The organism is Streptomyces sp. NPDC056479, assembly GCF_042795335.1.
Lineage (GTDB): Bacteria > Actinomycetota > Actinomycetes > Streptomycetales > Streptomycetaceae > Streptomyces.
Genome location: NZ_JBHTRZ010000006.1, coordinates 59,381 through 78,646, shown reverse-complemented (window position 1 = coordinate 78,646; position 19,266 = coordinate 59,381). Strand labels below are relative to the sequence as shown.

Below are 19,266 nucleotides of genomic sequence, written 5' to 3'. Positions count from 1 at the left end.
GTTTGGGCTTGATGTCGTCTCGGATCGTGGACACGCCGGAAGTTGTGTCTCCCGGGCATACCGGCTTGGTCGTCCTCGACGGGATCGGGCTCGGCGTCGAGGACGTCGTACGCCTGGCCGAGGGGACCGCGCGGCCGGTGCCCGCGACCGACGCGATGAAGCGCGCCGAGGCGTCCTGGGACGCGGCCCGGCTCATCGCCGCGACCGGACGCGTCTACGGCCGCTCCACCGGCGTGGGCGCCAACCGGAACGAGGACGTGCCCACCGAGGCCGCCGCCGAACACGGCCTGCGCCTGCTGCGCAGCCATGCCGGCGCCATCGGCGAGGAACTGCCCGCCCGCCAGGTGCGGGCCATGCTCGCCGTACGGGCCAACCAGTTGCTGGCCGGCGGCGCGGGCCTCAGGCCCACCGTCATCACCGCGATGTGCGAGGCGCTGGAGAGCGGCGCCCACCCGGTGGTGAACGAGTTCGGCTCGGTCGGCACCGGTGACCTCGCGGCGCTCGCCCAGACCGGCCTCGCACTGGCCGGTGAGCACCCCTGGCGCGGCTCCGGGTCACCCGAGCCGCAGCCGCTCGACAACAACGACGCCCTCGCGTTCATCAGCAGCAACGCCCTCACCCTCGGCCAGGCGGCCCTGGCCCTGCACGAACTGCGCGGGCTCGTCGCCGCCACCCAGGTCGTCGCCGCCCTGTCACTGTTCGCCGTGGACGGCTCCCACGAGGCGTACGCCGCCCCGGTGCACACCGCCCGACCGCACCGGGGCAGCACCGAGGTCGCCCGCCGGATGCGGGAGTTGATCGGCGCCGAGGACCGGCCCACCCCGCCGCTGGGCCGCATCCAGGACCCTTACGGCTTCCGCTGTCTGCCCCAGATCCACGGCCCCGCGCACGACGCCGCCGACGCCCTGGAGGAGGTGCTCGCGGTCGAGATCAACGCGGCCGCCGAGAACCCCCTGATCTCCCCCGAGGACATGGCCGCCTACCATCACGGCGGCTTCTACCAGGCCCAACTCGCCCTCTCCCTCGACCACTTCAGGCTGGCCCTGACCCAGGTGGCCCGACTGTCGACATCCCGCCTGTCCACCCTGAACGAGCCCGCCTACACCCGCCTCAGGCCCTTCCTCGCCGACCACGAGGCCGCCTCGTCCGGCGTGATGATCCTGGAGTACGCCGCCGCGGCCGCCCTCGGTGACCTGCGCGCCTTCTCCGCCCCCGCGTCGCTCGGCCACGCTGTACTCTCCCGGGGCGTGGAGGAGCAGGCCAGCTTCGCCTCGCTCGCCGCACGGCAGACACTGCGTGCGTGCGACGCGTACCGTCTCGTCGTCGGCTGCGAACTCGTCGCCGCCGTACGGGCGTTGCGCCAGCGCGGCCTCAGGCCCGACCCTGAGCTACCGGCGGGGCGGGCGATGGAGCTGGCCGAGTCGGTGCTCGACGACGACCTGGCCGACCGTCCGCTCACCGACGACGTGACGGCGGCGGCCGCACTGCTGGACCGGTTCACGGAGATCTGGAGGGGGAGCGCGGCATGAGCGCGGACAGGAACACCAACGGGACGGACAGCCCCGCCGCGCGACTCCAGGCGCTCTTCGAGGGGCACCGGCTCACCCCGACCCAGCGGCGCATCGCGCACAGCATGGTGCGGCGGGCGGCAGATGTGCCCTTCCTGTCCAGCGTGGAGCTGGCCGAGTTGGCCGGGGTCAGCCAGCCGTCGGTGACCCGCTTCGCCGTCGCCCTCGGCTTCGACGGCTACCCGGCGCTGCGCCGGCACCTGCGCGAGGTCGCCCCCGTGGAGCAGGCCCCGGACGCCGGCTCCTACAACGAGTACCAGCAGGCCGTCGAGGCCGAGATCGAGAACCTCAAGCATCTGGCCGAGGTGCTGGCCGACCCGCGCCCGGTGCAGAAGGCGGGGCGCCTGCTCTCGGCCTCGCGACCGCTGCCGGTGCTCGGCCTGCGCGCCGCCGCCTCCCAGGCGTACGGCTTCTCGTACTTCGCCGCCAAGGTCCACCCGGACGTACGGCTGCTGAACGAGGGCGGCACGATGATCCACGACCGGATCGACGCCGCCGTGCGGGCCGGCGCGACGGCCCTGCTGTGCTTCGCGCTGCCCCGGCATCCACGCGAGGTCGTGGACACCCTGGCCTACGCCAAGGAGGCCGGGCTGACCGTGGTGACGGTCGCGGACTCCGCGTTCGCGCCGGTCGCCAAGGTCTCCGACCTGCTGCTGCCGGCCGCGGTCGGCACGGGCCTCGCCTTCGACACGGCCTGCGCCCCGATGCTGCTCGGCCGGGTCCTGCTGGAGGCGATGTGCGACGACCTGCCGGACGCGCAGGCGCGGCTGGAGGAGTTCGACGCGCGGGCCGCGACCCGGGGACTGTTCGTGGAGTGACTTCCTGAGCGCTTCTTAAGGCTCGTCTCACGTTGGCTGGCTAGCGTGCGCGCACAGCGGCTGGACAGTGCTGAGGCGGGAGGCGGAACGTGGCACACGGTGGAGGACAGGGGCTGGCTCGGGTGGCCGTCGTCGTACGGGCCGGGTCGGCGCCGTTGTGGTGGCTCGGGGTGTTCGCGGCGGGCATCGGCGTTCTGGTGCCGGGCATCACGGGCCGCAGGATCGGCGTCCTGGCCGGCGCCGCGCTGTTCATCGTGGCGACGGCCGTGGTCGGGTACGCCCGCCGCAAGCGCTACGCCGCTCTGATCCGCGCCTCCGCCCGTGCCGGCAAGCACGATGTGCTCCAGGACCGTGCGGTGGCCGTGCGCAACTGGCGCCGGGGTCACCGCTGGTGGCTGCTCCTGGTGTTTCTCGCCGCGCTGGGCAGCGCGTTCGCGGTGCCGGCGGCCGGCGGGATGCTGCTGGCGGGGTGCGGGGCGGGGCTCCGGCTCAAGGCGGCGTGGCTCGGCCGGCGGGAGCGGGCCGAGAACGCCCTGCTGTGGGTGCGGGTCGACTGGCTCGACGGCCGCGGCGGGCGCCCGGCGGGCAAGGCCGTGAAGGCCTACCGCGGTACGGGCATCGCGGCGGGCGACGCGGCCCCCGGTGGGGCCCGCCGCCGCACCGCGGCGCTGGTCTAGGTCAGACTTCCAGGTCCTCCTCGATCTTCTTCAACTGGTGCCGGGCCATCGCCAGGTTGGCCCGCTTGCCGTCGAGGACCAGGTACAGGAAGAGGCCGTTGCCTCCGCGTCCGGCGATCAGCCGGATCAGGTGGTACTGGTCGCTGAGGGTGATGAGGATGTCCTCGATGCCGCCCTTCAGCCCGAGGTGCTCCATCGTGCGCATCTTGGCGCGGACGACGTCGGTGTTGCCGGCGGCGGCGACGTTGAGGTCGAAGCTCTTGCTGCCGCCGAGCGTGCCGAGCGCCATCCCGCTGGTGTAGTCGACGAGCGCGACTCCGGTCGCGCCCTCGATCGACGCGAGGCATTCCTTCAGGGTGGTCTCGGTGTTGGCCATGACGTGTCTTCCTCTCAACTGTCGGTAGTGGTGCGCGCGTTGGCAGTGGTGCGTGCGGAACGCGCGTTCTTCGTGCGAGTGGGCATGGGTTTGGCGGGCTCCTTGGCGGAGCTCTTGGCGGGGCTGCGCCTGGGAGGCGGAGTCGCATCCGCGTCGACGAGCTCCCCGATGCGGGCACCGGCCCGGCGGCCTTCCAGATGCAGCCGGCCGACGTTGACGCCGTCCGTCGCGAGCAGGGTCAGCACAGCGGTGCGGCCCGCCGCGTACGTCGCGACATAGCCGTCGGTGCCGCGGATGAGCAGCTCGCGGAAGTCGCCCCGCCCGGTCGCGTCCGTCACCCGCACCGCGACGCCGAGTGCGGCGGCGGTCAGGGCGGCGAGGCCGTCCGGTTCGACGCCGGGGGTGTCGTGGGCGAGGACGAGTCCGTCCACGCCGGCCGCGAGCGCTCCGGTCAGCTGGGGCACGCGGGCTCTGAGCCGGCGGAACTCGTCGAGTATCGGGGCCTCGGCCGCCATCAGGTTTCTCCTCTCGGCTCGGGACCGCTGCGGTGGGCGAGGCGCCCCATCCGGCTCGCGGTCCTCGAAGGGTTTGCGGTCAAAGGGCCTCCAGCGCATCCCTGACCCTCTTCAGCAGCGCGACATAGGGGTCGGCGGCGGCGTCGGGCGGGGGATCCGGAGCGGGCGGTGGCTGCGGAGACACGAGCCCCGCCGCGGCCAGCCGCCTTATGTGGACCAGCGTGTGGAACGTGGGCCGGCCCAGCTCCCGCGCGATGTCCACGGCCTTGCGCACGCCGTCCACCCGCTCCAGCACGGCCGCCTGCCGGGACGGCACCACCGGTGCCGCGACCGGGGCGGCCCGGATCAGCGGCGCGCCGTCGGTCGCCGGGTCGGGCCAGATGCGGCGCAGCAGGGCGCGGCGGCGCTGTGTCTCCCGCTCCAGCTCGGCCACCGGCACCGGATGTACCGAGGCGAGCCAGTGCGCGACGCCGTAGCGGAACCGGCCGGGTGTGCTGCTGGGGGCGAGGGCGAAGTACGCCGCGTCGTACATGGCGCTCACCTGGGCCAGCTCCAGCGCGCCGGGCGTGACGCCGTGGCGCAGGAGCTTTCCCTCGTCGGCGCTGTCCTCGACCTCCTGCCAGGTGTCGGCGTCGAAGGCGCCGTGGGCCGTCAGGAGCACGCCGAGGCTGGGCGCGAGCGGGCTCTCGGCGTGCACGACCCGGCCCTCGGCCAGGTGGAGCGTGCCGTGCTCACGGTCCAGGACGCCGGTGGCCCGCTCCTCGGCGAGCCGGGTCAGCATCGGCGAGACGCCGCCCGCGGGCTGCTGGGAAGCCGCCTGCCGGTCCCGTACCGGCAGACGCGGCGGCGGGGTGGTTCCGACCACGGTCATCCCAGCACCAGCCGTTCGGCCATCTCACCGAGCCGGATGCGGGCCAGCGCGAGATTGCCATCCGCGCGGGCCAGCCACAGGTACAGGAACACACTGCTGTCGAAGGACGTCGGCACGAACCGCAGCACGTGGTAGCTGTCCCGGTTGCTGAGGATCACGTCCTCGACGGGCGGATCCACCGCGTCGGTCCCGTCCTCGGGCCCGAACGCGTGCTGCTCGGCCGCCAGCCGTGCCAGCTCGGCCGCCTCGGCGGCCGCTGTCTCATGGTCTCCTCCTGGTGGATCGCCCACGGTGCCCAGGGCCAGCCCGCTGGTCCAGTCGACCAGCGCGGCGCCTCGCGCACCGGGCAGCCGCATCGTCTCCAGCAAGCACTCGTCGATTCCGGGCACCGTCGCTCCCCTCCCGCCTGGGGTTCGGCTGAGTGACGGCCAAACTACGCAACGTGTGTGCGGCGAGTGAGCGTTCGGGCATTTTCCAGTGGAACATGCGCGGAGTGACTAGGGTGGGTCAACTGACCCTGTTTTCGCGTGACTTGATCGCGTATGGCGTACTGCTGCCGTTTGGCGTGCGTCAACGGCGCCTCGGCGCAGGCAGGGTGGTGAGCGAGGTCGCGTGCGCCCCTCCCGATTCGGCCACGATCTCGTCGACCGACTGCGGCTCGCGCACGGTCGCGAAGGCGATGCACCCGGCGCCGTCCGGCGCGAAGCCGTAGATACCGGGCCGGGCAAGGGAGTTGTACGCGTAGTGGTGCGCGAAGTAGTACGCGCCGGTGTCCAGCGCCGCCGCGAAGTCCCCCTGCTCCAGCAAGGGCAACGCACACCCCTCGGCCAGCAGGTCGCCCGAGAAACAGGCCGGCCCGGCCACGTCCTGCACCACGGCCGGACCCTCCTTGGCGCGCCCCTTGCCGTCGTACGCGGCGATCCTCAGCGGCCAGCTCTCCGGCGCGTACACCGTCCGCGTGGCCACCTGCACGCCCGCGTGCGTGACCGCCACCGGCCGGCCGCCGGCGCTCTTGGCGTACTCGACCCGCGCCACGACCGTCCCGTGCTTGGCGAGGAGCGAGCGGCCGAACTCCGTGACCAGGCCGTAGCGCCCGTCGAACAGTCCGGGCACCGCCTCGCTCAGCAATCGTGCGTACTGGGCGTACGTCGGTGTGGTGGCGTCCGAGGCGAAGTTCACCGGCAGCCCGCCGCCGATGTCGAGCGTGTCGATCTGCCGCCGCCCGATCCGCCCGTTGATCTCCTCGGCGAGCGCGTACGCCGACGCGACCCCCTCGGTCATCAGCGACAGCGGAATGCCCTGCGAGCCGGTGTGCGCATGCAGCCGGGTCAGCCAGGGGCGGTCCTGGTACGCCCGGACGACCCACTCCCGGGCCCCCTCGTCGCGCAGCGCCACCCCGAACTTCGATGTCGCCGTCGCCGTGGACGTCGCCCCGATGGAGCCCCCGCCGACCTGCGGATTCACCCGTATCCCGAGCGGCGACCGGCTGGCGGCGGACCTCATCAGGCCGTCGATGCGGTCCAGCTCCTGCGGGTTGTCGGCGTTCACCGCGATGCCCAGCGCCAGCGCCTCACGCAGCTCGGACGGCGTCTTGGCGGGCGAGTCCAGGACCGTCGCCTGCGGGCCCAGCCCCGCCGCCCGTGCCAGCGCCAGCTCGCCCGGGCTCGCCACCTCCGCGCCGATGCCCTCCTCGCGCAGCAGCCGCAGTACCGGCACCAGCGGCGTCGCCTTCACCGCGAAGGCGTGCAGCACGGGCGTGCCCGGCGCCACCACCGCGTCGAACGCCGCCCGCAGCGCCGCCGCCGACCCCCGGATGCCGATGACGTCGAGCAGCCCGACGATCGGGGAGCCGGCCCCGAGCAGCCCCTGCTCCACGGCGGCCCGCACCGCCTCGTCCCGCCGGATCACCCGGGCCGCGTCGTCCTCCGGGACCTCGAATCCGTCGCCCACAACATCCCCCGTCACGTCGTCGTACCGATGTACGAGCCCATGCATCCAGCCAAACACCCGGGACGCGGCCATGCTTGCGCACGGATGTATTGACTAGCTCTATTCAGGAGTCCAGGATGTGAATATCCACCTCAACAGTTCGCAGTCACAGTCCGCTGGGAGGCAGACCATGTCAGGACCCCGCCCGCCCGTCTCCCCCCGCCACCCTCAAACGAGGCCCTTCGGGCCGCCCCCTGGTGGAGTCCGAGCGCCGCGCGGTACGGAACTGAGTGCCCTGGGATGGCAGCAGGAAGCCGCCCTTCGGATGCTGCAGAACAACCTCGACCCCGAGGTCGCCGAGCACCCCGACAAGCTCGTCGTCTACGGCGGCACCGGCAAGGCGGCCCGCGACTGGCGCTCCTTCGACGCGATGGTGCGCACGCTCAAGGGCCTGAAGCAGGACGAGACCATGCTGGTCCAGTCCGGCCGCCCCGTCGGCGTCATGCAGACCCACGAGTGGGCCCCGCGCGTCCTCATCGCCAACTCCAACCTGGTCGGCGACTGGGCCAACTGGGAGGAGTTCCGCCGTCTGGAGGCCCTCGGCCTCACCATGTACGGCCAGATGACGGCGGGCTCCTGGATCTACATCGGCACCCAGGGCATCCTCCAGGGCACCTACGAGACCTTCTCCGCCGTCGCCGCGAAGAAGTTCGGCGGCACCCTCGCCGGGACGATCACCCTCACCGCCGGCCTCGGCGGCATGGGCGGCGCCCAGCCGCTCGCGGTGACCATGAACGACGGCGTCGCGATCTGTATCGACTGCGACCCGCGCGCGATCGAGCGCCGCATCGAGCACCGCTACCTGGATGTGAAGGCCGACTCGCTCGACCACGCCCTCCAGCTGGCCACCGAGGCCCGTGACGCCCGCCGTCCGCTGTCCATCGGCGTCCTCGGCAACGCCGCCGAGCTGGTCCCGCAGCTCCTCGCCATGGGCGCCCCCATCGACATCGTCACCGACCAGACCTCGGCACACGACCCGCTGGCCTACCTGCCGCTGGGCGTCGCCTTCGAGGACATGGCCGATGCCGCCGCCAAGGACCCGGCGGGCTTCACCACCAGGGCCCGCGAGGCGATGGCCAAGCACGTCGAGGCCATGGTCGGCTTCATGGACGCCGGCGCCGAGGTCTTCGACTACGGCAACTCGATCCGCGGCGAGGCCCAACTCGCAGGGTACGAGCGGGCGTTCGCCTTCCCCGGTTTCGTGCCGGCGTACATCCGGCCGCTCTTCTGCGAGGGCAAGGGCCCCTTCCGCTGGGCGGCCCTCTCCGGCGACCCGGCCGACATCGCCAAGACCGACAAGGCGATCCTGGACCTGTTCCCGGAGAACGAGTCCCTCGCCCGCTGGATCAAGATGGCCGGCGAGCGGGTGCACTTCCAGGGCCTGCCCGCGCGCATCTGCTGGCTCGGCTACGGCGAGCGCGACAAGGCCGGCGAGCGCTTCAACGACATGGTGGCGTCCGGCGAGCTCGCCGCGCCGCTGGCCATCGGGCGCGACCACCTCGACTGCGGTTCGGTGGCCTCTCCGTACCGCGAGACCGAGGCCATGCTCGACGGGTCCGACGCGATCGCCGACTGGCCGCTGCTGAACGCCATGGTGAACGTCGCTTCCGGTGCCTCCTGGGTGTCCATCCACCACGGCGGCGGCGTCGGCATGGGGCGGTCCATCCACGCCGGTCAGGTGACGGTGGCCGACGGCACGAAGCTGGGCGGCGAGAAGATCCGCCGGGTGCTGACGAACGACCCCGGGATGGGTGTCATCCGGCACGTGGACGCGGGCTACGACATCGCGGAGTCGGTCGCCGACGAGCGCGGCGTGCGTGTTCCGATGCGCGAGGGTGACGACGCGTGACGCAGCGTTCGGGCGGGCACGGCAACTCCTCGGTGCAGGCGGAGGCCTCGTCACCGAGTGCCGGGTCCTTCCACGAGATGTGGCGCGACCTGCTCCCCATCGGCCGGCACCCCGACTCCCGCGGCTACCGCCGCTTCGCCTGGACCGGTGCCGACTCCGACTGCCGGGCCTGGTTCAAGGAGCAGGCGGAGTCTCGTGGGCTGGCCTACGAGGTAGACCGCAACGGCAACCAGTGGGCCTGGCTCGGGGACCCCGCCGCCGGGGACGCCGTCGTCACCGGGTCGCATCTCGACTCCGTGCCCGACGGGGGTGCCTTCGACGGGCCCCTGGGCGTGGTGTCGTCCTTCGCCGCGCTCGATGAACTGCGCGGCCGGGGCGTGGACTTCGCCAAGCCGCTCGCCATCGTCAACTTCGGCGACGAGGAGGGCGCCCGGTTCGGGCTCGCCTGTGTCGGGTCGCGGCTCGCCGCCGGGCAGCTCACCGTCGAGAACGCCCACAGGCTGACCGACGGCGACGGGGTCAGCCTGCCCCGGGCCATGGAGGCCGCCGGATACGACCCCGACGGCATCGGCGCCGACCCTGAGCGGCTGGCCCGCATCGGTGCCTTCGTCGAGCTGCATGTCGAGCAGGGCCGGGCGCTGGACCTGTCCGGCGACCGGGTCGGCATCGCCAGCGCCATCTGGCCGCACGGCCGGTGGCGGTTCGACTTCCGGGGCGAGGCCAACCACGCGGGGACCACCCGGCTCGTGGACCGGCGCGACCCCATGCTGTCGTACGCCGAGACCGTGCTCGCCGCCCGCCGCGAGGCCGAACTCGCCGGGGCCGTCGCCACCTTCGGCAAGATCGCCGTCGAGCCCAACGGCGTCAACGCGATCCCGTCCCTGGTGCGGGGCTGGCTGGACTCCCGCGCCGAGGACCAGGCGAGCCTCGATGCCGTCGTCGGCGGCATCGAGAAGGCGGCCCGGAGTTACGCGCAGGCGCACGGCATCGACCTCGACGTCGTCCGTGAGTCCTTCACGCCCGTCGTCGAGTTCGATCACGCCCTGCGCGACGAACTGGGCCGCATCCTCGGCAAGGACACCGACATCACCGTCCCCGTCCTGGGTACCGGTGCCGGACACGACGCCGGAATCCTGTCCGGGAGCATCCCGACCGCCATGCTGTTCGTACGCAACCCGACGGGCGTCTCGCACTCCCCGGCCGAGTCCGCCGCCGAGGACGACTGCGTGGCCGGAGTCATCGCCCTCGCCGACGTACTGGAAGGACTGGCCTGCTCGTGACGCCAACCCAGCGGACCCGTACGTACTGGCTGGAGCACGCCTGGCTCGACACCTACGTCGAGCCGGGCGTCGCCCTGGACGTCCGCGACGGCCGTATCGCCGCCGTCCGCACCGAGGTCCCCGCCCCGCCTCCGGGCGCCGAGATCCTCCGCGGACTGACGCTCCCCGGTCTGGCCAACGCGCACAGCCACGCCTTCCACCGCGCCCTGCGCGGCACCGTCCAGGTCGGCTCGGGCACCTTCTGGACCTGGCGCGAGGTCATGTACACCACGGCCGACCGGCTCACCCCGGAGACCTATCACGCCCTCGCCCGCGCCGTGTACGCCGAGATGGCGCTGGCGGGCGTCACCTCGGTCGGTGAGTTCCACTACGTCCACCACGCGCCGGGCGGCACCCCCTACGCCGACCCGAACGCGATGGGGGAGGCCCTGGTCGCGGCCGCCGCCGAAGCCGGGATCCGGATCACCCTCCTCGACACCGCCTATCTCTCCTCCGGCTTCGGACAGGCGCCCGACACCCACCAGCTCCGCTTCTCCGACGGGGACGCGGAGGCCTGGGCCGAACGCTGTTCAGTTCTCAAGGAACAGGATCACGCGCGGATCGGGGCGGCGATCCACTCCGTACGAGCGGTGCCCGCCGACCAGTTGGAGACCGTGGCGCGATGGGCCGAGGAGCGGCGGGCCCCGCTCCATGTGCACCTGTCCGAGCAGACCGCCGAGAACGAGGCCTGCCGTGAGGTCCACGGGTGCACCCCGACCCAGCTGCTCGCCCTGCACGGCGTGCTGGGGCCGCGCACCACCGGTGTGCACAACACCCACCTCACCGCCGAGGACATCTCCCTGATCGGCGGCAGCGGCACCGGCACCTGCATGTGCCCGACCACCGAGCGGGACCTGGCGGACGGCATCGGGCCGGCCGTCGCCCTGCAGAACGAGGGCTCACCGCTCTCCCTCGGCTCCGACAGCCACGCCGTGATCGACCTGCTCGAAGAGGCGCGCGCGATGGAGCTCAACGAGCGCCTGCGCACCCGTACGCGCGGTCACTGGACGGCGGCGGCCCTCCTGCGGGCGGCCTCGGTCGACGGCCACGCGGCCCTCGGCTGGGACGGCGCGGGCACTCTGGAGGCCGGCGCGCTCGCCGACTTCACGACGATCGCGCTCGACTCGGTCAGGACGGCAGGGCCGCTTGCGCGGCTCGGGGCCGAGACGGCCGTATTCGCCGCGTCGGCAGCAGACGTGTCGCATACGGTCGTGGGAGGCCGGCATGTCGTACGGGACGGGGCCCACACCCTCGTACCGGATGTGCCGAAGGCCCTCGCGGACGCCGTCGAAGCCCTGCGCGGATGACACCGGGCCGCCCACCCGCGCGGCCCGCCTCCGCGCCCGAACCCGACCCCACCGCCGACCAGGCAACCAAGGACGCCATGAGCAACGCGACGACCGTCAGCCCCGCCCACTCCGCGAGCACCGCAAGCACGCTCATCACCAACATCGCCGCCCTGGTCACCAATGACCCCTCCTCCGGTGACGGTTCCCCCCTGGGACTGATCCAGGACGCGGCCGTCGTCATCGAGGGCGACCGCGTCGTGTGGACCGGTGATCAAAGCAAAGCACCCGCCACTGACAATCGGGTCGACGCAGGTGGCAGGGCCGTCATCCCGGGCTTCGTCGACTCCCACTCGCACCTCGTCTTCGCGGGCGACCGGACGCAGGAGTTCAACGCCCGGATGTCGGGGCGCCAGTACAGCGCGGGCGGCATCCGCACGACCGTCGCGGCGACCCGGGCGGCGAGCGACGAGGAGCTCGAGGCCAACCTCACCCGGTACCTCACCGAGGCCCTCCGCCAGGGCACGACGACCTTCGAGACGAAGTCCGGCTACGGACTGACCACCCGCGACGAATCCCGCGCCCTGCGCATCGCCGCCGCCCACACCGACGAGGTCACCTACCTCGGCGCCCACATCGTCGCCCCGGACCACGCCGACGACCCGGCGGCCTATGTCGCCCTGGTCACCGGCGAGATGCTCGACGCCTGCGCCCCGTACGCCCGTTGGATCGACGTCTTCTGCGAGAAGGGCGCCTTCGACGGCGACCAGGCCCGCGCGATCCTGACGGCGGGCAAGGCGAAGGGGCTGCACCCGCGCGTCCACGCCAACCAGCTCTCCTACGGCCCCGGCGTCCAGCTCGCGGTCGAACTCGACGCCGCCAGCGCCGACCACTGCACCCACCTCACGGACGCGGACGTCGACGCCCTGGCCGGCAGCCGTACGGTCGCCACGCTCCTCCCCGGCGCCGAGTTCTCCACCCGCGCCGAGTGGCCGGACGCCCGCCGCCTCCTCGACGCCGGCGCCACCGTCGCCCTGTCCACCGACTGCAACCCGGGCTCGTCCTTCACCTCCTCCGTCCCGTTCTGCATCGCCCTGGCGGTACGGGACATGGGGATGACCCCGGACGAGGCGGTCTGGTCGGCCACGGCGGGCGGCGCGGCGGCACTGCGCCGCGACGACATCGGCCGCCTCACCCCGGGCGCCCGCGCGGACCTGCTCCTGCTCGACGCCCCGAGCCATGTGCACCTGGCGTACCGGCCGGGTGTGCCGCTCGTGGGCGAGGTCTGGCGGCGCGGCGTACGCGAGGTCTGAGCCCGGCGCGGCCGCGGGGCACCTCGGTCAGGTGGCCCCGGCCCGCCACCGCTGCCCGGAGCCCTCACCCACCCGCTCCAGCGACAGCCCGTCCCCGGCCCCACCGTCCGGAGTCACCGCGGTCTCGACGGCGATGGCGGGGCGGATCACCCCGTCGCCGTCCACCACGAACTTCAGGTTCTGTCCGTTGCCGCCCTCCACCGAGTCGCACGTCCAGATCCCGACGCCCCGGTCCGTCGAACCCCGGCTGTCCAGGCAGAAGTCGGGATCGGCGGCCGACTGGAGCACACCGCGGGACGTGTCGACCCGCCAGCGCTGAGTGCTGGACGAGCCGCAGGGGGTGGTGACGACATCCGTCCCCTTGAAGAAGGCGCCGCCCACGTCCAGGCACAGCCCCGAGTCGACGTTCACGACCTGGGCGAAGGTGCCGGTCGGCGGGTGCGTGGGGGAGGGCGGCGGCTTCGGGGGTGCCGTCCTCGTCGGTGTCGGACTCTTCGTGGGGGACGGGGACTTGGAGCTCCGCGACGGCGACGGGGACGGCGAGGGGGACGACGACGGCGTCTCCGGCACCGTGGCCGTCACGGTCACCGCCACCGGCGGCACACTCGCCGGCGTGCTCGCCGCACCCACCGGATCCTGGGCCGGCGAGCCGCCCTGCGCCACCAGGAACGCCACCAGCGGCAGCAACGCCACCCCGAGCGCCGCCGACACCAGCACGAACCGCCGGCGATCCCGCGGCCGACCTCTGGCCCAACCCCGTTCCGCCGCACGGCCGCCGGCCTCCCGCTCCCCGGCGCCGCCCGCCGCGTACGCCGTCCCGCCCCACGGCAGCAGCCCCTCCGCCAGCGCCGTGCGCGGAGTGTCGCGCAGCGCCGACAGCTCCTCGTAGGCGGTGGTGCAGTGCGGGCAGCGCGCCATGTGGGCGTGCAGATCGGCGCTGTCGCGGGGGCTGTCCGGCCGTACGGACTCCTCGATGAGACGGCCGAAGTCGGGGCAGTCGGGGTCGTCGGAGGCGGCGAGACGGGCGCGCAGACAGGACCGGGCCAGCTGCTGGATCGCCGGGTCCGTGCCGTAGGCCACGTCCTCGCGGGTGAGGCCGAGGAGCGTGGCCGTCCGTTCACCCGGCTCCCGCTCCACGACCCCGTACCAGATCAGGCCCTGCGTGCGCGGCGGCAGGGACTGGAACGCCGTGAGCATCGGCGGTACCGGGCCGGAGGGGCCGGCCGTGTTCAGGACGAGCAGCAGTGCCGTGTCGAGGCCCGCCGCCCGCTCGTCCGTCGCCCAGGTGCCGGCCTGCCGGGCGGTCAGCAGCAGGAGCTGGTGCCGCCAGGGCACGCCGGGGTCGATGCCGCGCGCGGTCTGACGGGCCGCCAGGGCGAAGGCCTGTGCCGCCAACTGCCGTGCCATGGAGTCGTTCGGGGTGCACAGCCGGGCGTAGGCGAGGACGTGCGGGTGGTGGCGGGCGCGCAGTTCCTGGAGCGCCGGATAGGCGGTGGCCGTGTCGGCGCGCAGCAGTTCGGTGAGCCGTGCGTCGGACGCGCCCGCGTGGATCCCGTGGTCGCGTTCCCCGCCGCCCGCCCCACCGTCGTAGGCCCGAGCCATCCGCCTGCCTCCTCGCAGCCGTGCGACCCGCTCGGATTCCTGACCTACCGGCGGGTATGACGGCTCATAGTGGAGGAAGGGTAGCCATGGGGAAAGGGTTTCTGTGGGTAACCCGTGAGCGGCCGGTGAAAGATCCGAAAGCACTGTGCCCGGTGCCCGGCCGACGAATTCGGCGGGGCACCGGGCACAGTGCAGGTCGGCGCGGAGGAGACGGGGCTCCTCGGCCGGTCATTCCTCGATCGTCAGGCCCTTTCTGAGCCTGATCAAGGTTCGCGACAGCAGTCGCGACACATGCATCTGGGAGATGCCGAGTTCCTCGCCGATCTCCGACTGGGTCAGGCCCGCGACGAACCTCAGGGAGAGGATCTTCCGGTCCCGGGGCGGGAGTTCGGCGATGAGGGGCTTGAGAGACTCGACGTACTCGATGCCCTCGATGCCGTGGTCCTCGTAGCCGATCCGGTCGGCCAGCGCGCCCTCGGCGTCGTCCTCCTCGGGCTGGGCGTCCAGCGAGGAGGCGGTGTAGGCGTTCGACGCCGCCATGCCCTCGACGACCTCGTCCCTGGTCAGGTCCAGGCGCTCGGCCAGTTCCGCCACCGTCGGGGCGCGGTCCAGCTTCTGGGCCAGCTCGTCACCGGCCTTGGCCAGGTCGAGCCGGAGCTCCTGGAGCCGGCGCGGCACCCGCACCGACCACGACGTGTCGCGGAAGAAGCGCTTGATCTCACCGATGATGGTGGGCATCGCGAAGGTGGGGAACTCCACGCCGCGGCTCAGCTCGAAGCGATCGATCGCCTTGATCAGGCCGATGGTGCCGACCTGGATGATGTCCTCCATCGGCTCGCTGCGCGAGCGGAAGCGGGAGGCGGCGAACTTGACCAGCGCGAGGTTGAGTTCGACGAGCGTGTTACGGACGTACGAGTACTCGTGGGTCCCTTCCTCCAGCGACTCCAGCCGCTCGAAGAGGGTCTTGGATAGGGCCCGCGCGTCCACCGGCCCCACCTCGTCGTACGGCGGGATGTCCGGAAGCCCGGCGAGTGCGTCGTCCTGTCCCAAGTCATGCTCGAAGGCGTGTTCGGGACCTGCGGCGCTGCTGCGCTCGATGGGATCCAGATGTTCCGGTTGGGATGCCGACGTCGCCTTCTGGGTATGCGATGCGTCGAGCCGGGGTGACATGATGTCCTCCATCGTTCTCGGCATATGGCTGCCGAAGCCTGTCGTGCACTGCGGTGTGCGGCGCCTCCAAGCCAGCCGAATCGGTTACGTGTCTTTACTAGCCCTACCCGCTTTCGTGAGCTCACCGCAAGTGCGCTCTGGTCCGAAATGTCCGATTCTGTGTGGATGTTCCGGTGTTGGGGGGCGTAGGGAAGGCGTAGTGTTCGAGAGCGTCAGTCACCAGCCACGACGTCGGGAGTGAGAGACGGCATGGACCGCGGGACGGTCGGCAGCGCACAGTCTGGCCGACTTCTGGTCGAGGTGCGGGAAGAGGGCTCCAGTGCCGTCGTGACCCCGGCGGGTGAGTTGGATCACCACACCGCCGATTTGTTGCGTGAGCCACTCGAGGACTGCCTCGGCAAAGGCTTCAGCCGGCTGGTCGTCGACTGCTCGCGGCTCGAGTTCTGTGACTCCACGGGGCTCAATGTGCTGCTCGGAGCGCGGTTGAAGGCGGAAGCGGCCGGTGGCGGGGTGCATCTCGCGGGCATGCTGCCCGTCGTCGCGCGGGTGTTCGAGATCACGGGGGCCGAGGCGGTCTTCACGGTCCATGACTCGCTCGAAGCCGCCCTCGCCGACGAGTCCGACGGCTCCGGCTGACCCCTCGCGTCCTGCCCCGCATCGGACGTCACATCATTCGGCCCGAATACGGGGGTGTTCCCTCGGCCCGGTCGGGCAGGAGACATCCTGGAACTGTCGGCTGTGACGTCGGCCACCGGGGGTGGGGGACTGTGACCGACCTATCAGGCAAGGACGTGTACAGGCGTACTGACTCTGCGTACTGATTTGTGAATCGTGTGAATGTTGAACTGGTGAATCGGTGAGGTGAAGCGCTGATGAGCACCACCCGGCCTTACTCGCCGGGCGACCGCGGCCCTGAGCCCAGCGGCGCTTCGGGGGCGTCGGAGGGGGGCGTGCCAGGGACGGGGGACGCCGGACGAGGCGCGTCGGCGGCCGAGGCGTCCGGCGAGGGCGCCGTGCCGTCCCTCAGGCCCGAGCAGCAGGCCGCGGCGGCCGCCGCGGCGTCGGCGGCGCGCCAGGTCCGCCGACTGGACTTCGAGGGCCAGAGCGGGGTCGTCCCGCTCGCCCGTGACTTCGCCCGCCAGGCGCTGTACGCGTGGGGCTGGCTGCCCGCCGCCACCGCCGACCAGCGGGCCGCCGCCGAGGACGTGCTGCTGGTCGTCTCCGAGCTGGTCACCAACGCCTGTCTGCACGCCGAGGGACCGGACGAGATGTGGATCGCCTGCGACAACAAGGTGATCCGCATCGAGGTGTCCGACAAGGGCAACGGCCAGCCCGCCCCCCGCACCCCGCACCGCGCGGGGCGCCCCGGCGGCCACGGCATGTTCATCGTGCAGCGGCTCTGCCTGGACTGGGGGGTCGTACGGCAGCCGGGGGTCGCGGGCAAGACGGTGTGGGCGGAGCTGGGCGCCCCGGCGTAAATCGTTTCCGCGCATCGAAGGGGCGCTCTACGCTCGTCGCAACGCGCTGACGGAGACGAGTAGCCCGGGCCCCGCGAGCCGAGAGAGCCGCCACCCGCTGTGAAGGCGGCCTCGCGCCCCGGTGTGAATCCCCTCCCGAGTGCGGGGAGGCAATGCCCCGCCGGCCGGCCCCCGTCATCGGGCCGAACGAGATCGTCGTACGGCCGCACAGCCGTCGTACGGCGGTGAAGGCGTGGTGGCACCGCGAGCACCCTCTCGCCCACGCCCCGAGGGATCACCCCGGGGCGGCGCCCGCCGCTCCGGCCGACCGGACGGAGCACGCGCACCATGCTCGACGTCACCCTCATCCGAAACCATCCCGACCAGGTCCGCGACGCCCTGCGCAAGCGCGCCGTCGACCCCGACATCCCCGGCTTCCTCGTGCTGGACGCCGCCTTCCGCGAGGCTCGCACGGCCGTGGAGCGGCTGCGTGGCGAGCGGCGGCGGATCTCGGCCGAGATCGCCGTGCACCGCCGTACGGACGCCCCTGCGGACGAGCTGCGGGCCGAGGCCAAGGCCCTGACCGGCCGGCTCACCGAGGCGGAGGAGGACCTCGCCCGGCTCGGCGCCCGGCATCAGGAGTTCCTCGACGCCCTGCCCAACCTCCCCGACGACGACGTGGTGGCCGGCGGCAAGGAGAACAACGAGGTCGTCCGGGTCGTGGGGGACCCGCCCGCCTTCGCCTTCCCGGCCCGCGACCATGTCGGGCTCGCCCAGGACCTGGGCCTGATCGACTACGAGCGGGGCACCGCCCTCGCCGGCAACGGCTACTGGATCTACCGCGGCGAGGGCGCCGCCCTGGAGTGGGCGCTGCTCAACCACTTCCTGGACGCACATCGCCGCGCGGGCTATGAGTTCGTACTGCCGCCGCACCTGCTGACGTACGAGGCCGGGTACACGGCCGGGCAGTTCCCCAAGTTCGCCGACGAGGTCTTCCGGGTGGACGACCACTTCCTGCTGCCGACCGCCGAGACCGCCCTCGTCAACCTCCATCGCGGCGAGACGCTCGACGAGCGGGAGCTGCCGCGCCGGTACGTCGCCTACACGCCCTGTTACCGCAGGGAGAGCGGCAGCCACCGCACGGCGGAGCGCGGGACGCTGCGCGGCCATCAGTTCAACAAGGTCGAGCTGTTCCAGTTCGCCCGGCCCGAGGACTCGGACGCCGCGCAGCTCGAACTGCTGGCCCGCGCGGGGGAGTTGGTCGCCGGGCTCGGGCTGCACCACCGTGTCACCAAGCTGGCCGCCGGGGACACCAGCCCGGCGCAGGCCAGGACCTACGACGTGGAGGTCTGGCTGCCCAGCCTGGGCGGGTACGCCGAGGTCAGCTCGGTGTCGAACGCCCGCGCCTACCAGGCGCGGCGCGGTGGCATCCGGTACCGTCCGGCCGGCGGCGGCAAGGCCGCGTACGTCCACACCCTCAACGCCTCGGGTCTCGCCACCAGCCGGCTGCTGCCCGCGATCCTGGAGCAGCATCAGCGGGCGGACGGGACCGTGGTGGTGCCCGAGGTGCTGCGGCGATGGGGGCTGCCCGAGCTGCTGCGTCCGGTCTGACCCTGTGTTACCCAGGGTCACCCTGAGGACTCCGCTCTCCACTTGAATCCCTTCAGGCGCACGCCGGATCGTCACAACTCCGGCGTGCGCTGTGTCTTCCCTCCTCAAGGCCCCGGGCGTACCTTGACGGCCGATCTGATGTGCCGTCAGGAATGAGGGGACCGTGTCGAAGCAGAAGCGAACCGCCGCGCTCGCGACCGTCGCGGCCCTGGCCGGATCGGCGGTGCTGATGGCCGCCCCCGCCGCCCGGGCCGAGGTCGTCGACGTCAACTACGCCTGCAAGACGCCGATCGGCGACAAGAGTGCCGTCTCGCCCATCGACATCAAGGGTGTCGAGAGCGGCGGCGGCTACAAGATCACCATGTCGTGGCAGAAGGGCGTCTCGTCCAGCCCGGTCGAACTGGGCAAGGGTGCGATGAACCCGAGCGCCACCATCAAGCTGGGCGGCGCCGACAGCGGCACCCTGAGCGTGACCGGCCCGGCCAACCAGGAGGCGATCCCCGCCAACACCCCCATCAAGATCAACGACTTGACGGGCACGTACACCCCGAAGAAGACCGGCAAGGTCACCTTCACCGCGGCCATCCTCACCATCAAGGCCCTCGGCACGACCACCACCTGCACGCCCACCAACAGCCCCGGACCGTCGCTGACCCTCGATGCGAAGGCGGCGTCCGGCTCGGGCGGCACCGGCCAGAGCGGCTCCGACTCCGGCGCCGAGCTCCCGCAGACCGGCCCCGAGGACTCGGCGATCGCCCTGGGCACCCTCGGCGGCACGGTCCTGCTCGCGGGCGCGGCGGGCGCGCTGTGGCTGACGCGCAGGGGTCAGACGGTACGCCGCTGAC

18 protein-coding genes are annotated in these 19,266 nt (G+C 72.4%); 11 read left to right on the top strand and 7 right to left on the bottom strand.

Features of this window, described 5'->3' with window-relative positions; translation table 11 throughout:
* Positions 1-11 precede the first annotated feature (11 nt).
* From ACFQ6S_RS23775 to ACFQ6S_RS23765, 3 genes are all read left to right on the top strand, one after another.
* A complete protein-coding gene (locus tag ACFQ6S_RS23775) occupies positions 12-1,529 on the top strand; it encodes an aromatic amino acid ammonia-lyase (RefSeq protein WP_383413175.1) in 1,518 nt (505 codons plus the stop codon).
* A complete protein-coding gene (locus ACFQ6S_RS23770; RefSeq protein WP_383413173.1) occupies positions 1,526-2,386 on the top strand; it encodes a MurR/RpiR family transcriptional regulator in 861 nt (286 codons plus the stop codon). The genes ACFQ6S_RS23775 and ACFQ6S_RS23770 overlap by 4 nt, the downstream gene beginning before the upstream one ends.
* A gap of 89 nt (positions 2,387-2,475) precedes the next feature.
* Entirely contained in the window at positions 2,476-3,063 is a 588-nt protein-coding gene (locus tag ACFQ6S_RS23765) for a hypothetical protein (RefSeq protein ID WP_383413170.1), read from the top strand.
* Position 3,064: 1 nt separating this feature from the next.
* On the opposite strand, the gene ACFQ6S_RS23760 is transcribed toward ACFQ6S_RS23765, so the two are convergent.
* The 5 genes from ACFQ6S_RS23760 to ACFQ6S_RS23740 form a co-directional block, all read right to left on the bottom strand.
* Positions 3,065-3,439: a hypothetical protein gene (locus ACFQ6S_RS23760; protein ID WP_030965085.1), complete on the bottom strand. Its 375-nt coding sequence runs from the start codon at positions 3,437-3,439 to the stop codon at positions 3,065-3,067.
* Between the two features lie 14 nt (positions 3,440-3,453).
* Positions 3,454-3,954 (bottom strand): roadblock/LC7 domain-containing protein, encoded by a 501-nt coding sequence (locus tag ACFQ6S_RS23755; protein ID WP_383413167.1) that lies wholly within the window; start codon positions 3,952-3,954, stop codon positions 3,454-3,456.
* Positions 3,955-4,033: 79 nt separating this feature from the next.
* On the bottom strand, positions 4,034-4,825 hold the full coding sequence (locus ACFQ6S_RS23750) for a transcriptional regulator (protein WP_383413164.1): 792 nt from the start codon (positions 4,823-4,825) through the stop codon (positions 4,034-4,036).
* Positions 4,822-5,214, bottom strand: a complete 393-nt coding sequence (locus tag ACFQ6S_RS23745; protein ID WP_383413162.1) for a hypothetical protein — start codon at positions 5,212-5,214, stop codon at positions 4,822-4,824. Before ACFQ6S_RS23745 ends, ACFQ6S_RS23750 begins: the two co-directional genes overlap by 4 nt.
* A 181-nt stretch (positions 5,215-5,395) precedes the next feature.
* Positions 5,396-6,820, bottom strand: coding sequence for a diaminopimelate decarboxylase (locus ACFQ6S_RS23740; RefSeq protein ID WP_383413159.1), 1,425 nt, complete (start codon positions 6,818-6,820; stop codon positions 5,396-5,398).
* 124 nt (positions 6,821-6,944) lie between these two features.
* Here ACFQ6S_RS23740 and hutU point away from each other — a divergent pair, with 124 nt between their 5' ends.
* From hutU to hutI, 4 genes are read left to right on the top strand one after another with little or no spacing between them, the layout of a single operon-like run.
* Complete coding sequence (gene hutU, locus ACFQ6S_RS23735) at positions 6,945-8,663, top strand: urocanate hydratase (RefSeq protein ID WP_383413157.1); 1,719 nt, start codon at positions 6,945-6,947, stop codon at positions 8,661-8,663.
* On the top strand, positions 8,660-9,943 hold the full coding sequence (locus ACFQ6S_RS23730) for an allantoate amidohydrolase (protein ID WP_383413154.1): 1,284 nt from the start codon (positions 8,660-8,662) through the stop codon (positions 9,941-9,943). The genes hutU and ACFQ6S_RS23730 overlap by 4 nt, the downstream gene beginning before the upstream one ends.
* Positions 9,940-11,289, top strand: a complete 1,350-nt coding sequence (locus tag ACFQ6S_RS23725; protein WP_383413151.1) for a formimidoylglutamate deiminase — start codon at positions 9,940-9,942, stop codon at positions 11,287-11,289. The genes ACFQ6S_RS23730 and ACFQ6S_RS23725 overlap by 4 nt, the downstream gene beginning before the upstream one ends.
* Positions 11,286-12,581, top strand: a complete 1,296-nt coding sequence (gene hutI, locus ACFQ6S_RS23720) for an imidazolonepropionase (RefSeq protein WP_383413149.1) — start codon at positions 11,286-11,288, stop codon at positions 12,579-12,581. Before ACFQ6S_RS23725 ends, hutI begins: the two co-directional genes overlap by 4 nt.
* Positions 12,582-12,608: 27 nt before the next feature.
* Here the strand turns inward: hutI and ACFQ6S_RS23715 are convergent, their stop codons facing one another.
* Positions 12,609-14,183, bottom strand: coding sequence for an RICIN domain-containing protein (locus ACFQ6S_RS23715; RefSeq protein ID WP_383413146.1), 1,575 nt, complete (start codon positions 14,181-14,183; stop codon positions 12,609-12,611).
* Positions 14,184-14,411: 228 nt separating this feature from the next.
* Entirely contained in the window at positions 14,412-15,365 is a 954-nt protein-coding gene (locus ACFQ6S_RS23710; RefSeq protein WP_383413143.1) for an RNA polymerase sigma factor SigF, read from the bottom strand.
* A 237-nt stretch (positions 15,366-15,602) separates the two neighbouring features.
* Here ACFQ6S_RS23710 and ACFQ6S_RS23705 point away from each other — a divergent pair, with 237 nt between their 5' ends.
* The 4 genes from ACFQ6S_RS23705 (at position 15,603) to ACFQ6S_RS23690 (ending at position 19,265) form a co-directional block, all read left to right on the top strand.
* Positions 15,603-15,989: an STAS domain-containing protein gene (locus ACFQ6S_RS23705; RefSeq protein ID WP_383413140.1), complete on the top strand. Its 387-nt coding sequence runs from the start codon at positions 15,603-15,605 to the stop codon at positions 15,987-15,989.
* 236 nt (positions 15,990-16,225) lie between these two features.
* Positions 16,226-16,831, top strand: a complete 606-nt coding sequence (locus ACFQ6S_RS23700) for an ATP-binding protein (protein ID WP_383413137.1) — start codon at positions 16,226-16,228, stop codon at positions 16,829-16,831.
* A 327-nt stretch (positions 16,832-17,158) separates the two neighbouring features.
* Positions 17,159-18,421, top strand: coding sequence for a serine--tRNA ligase (serS, locus tag ACFQ6S_RS23695; RefSeq protein WP_383413135.1), 1,263 nt, complete (start codon positions 17,159-17,161; stop codon positions 18,419-18,421).
* Positions 18,422-18,584: 163 nt separating this feature from the next.
* Positions 18,585-19,265 carry an LPXTG cell wall anchor domain-containing protein gene (locus ACFQ6S_RS23690; RefSeq protein ID WP_383413132.1) on the top strand — a complete coding sequence of 227 codons (681 nt, stop codon included), beginning with the start codon at positions 18,585-18,587 and terminating at the stop codon, positions 19,263-19,265.
* Position 19,266 lies beyond the last annotated feature (1 nt).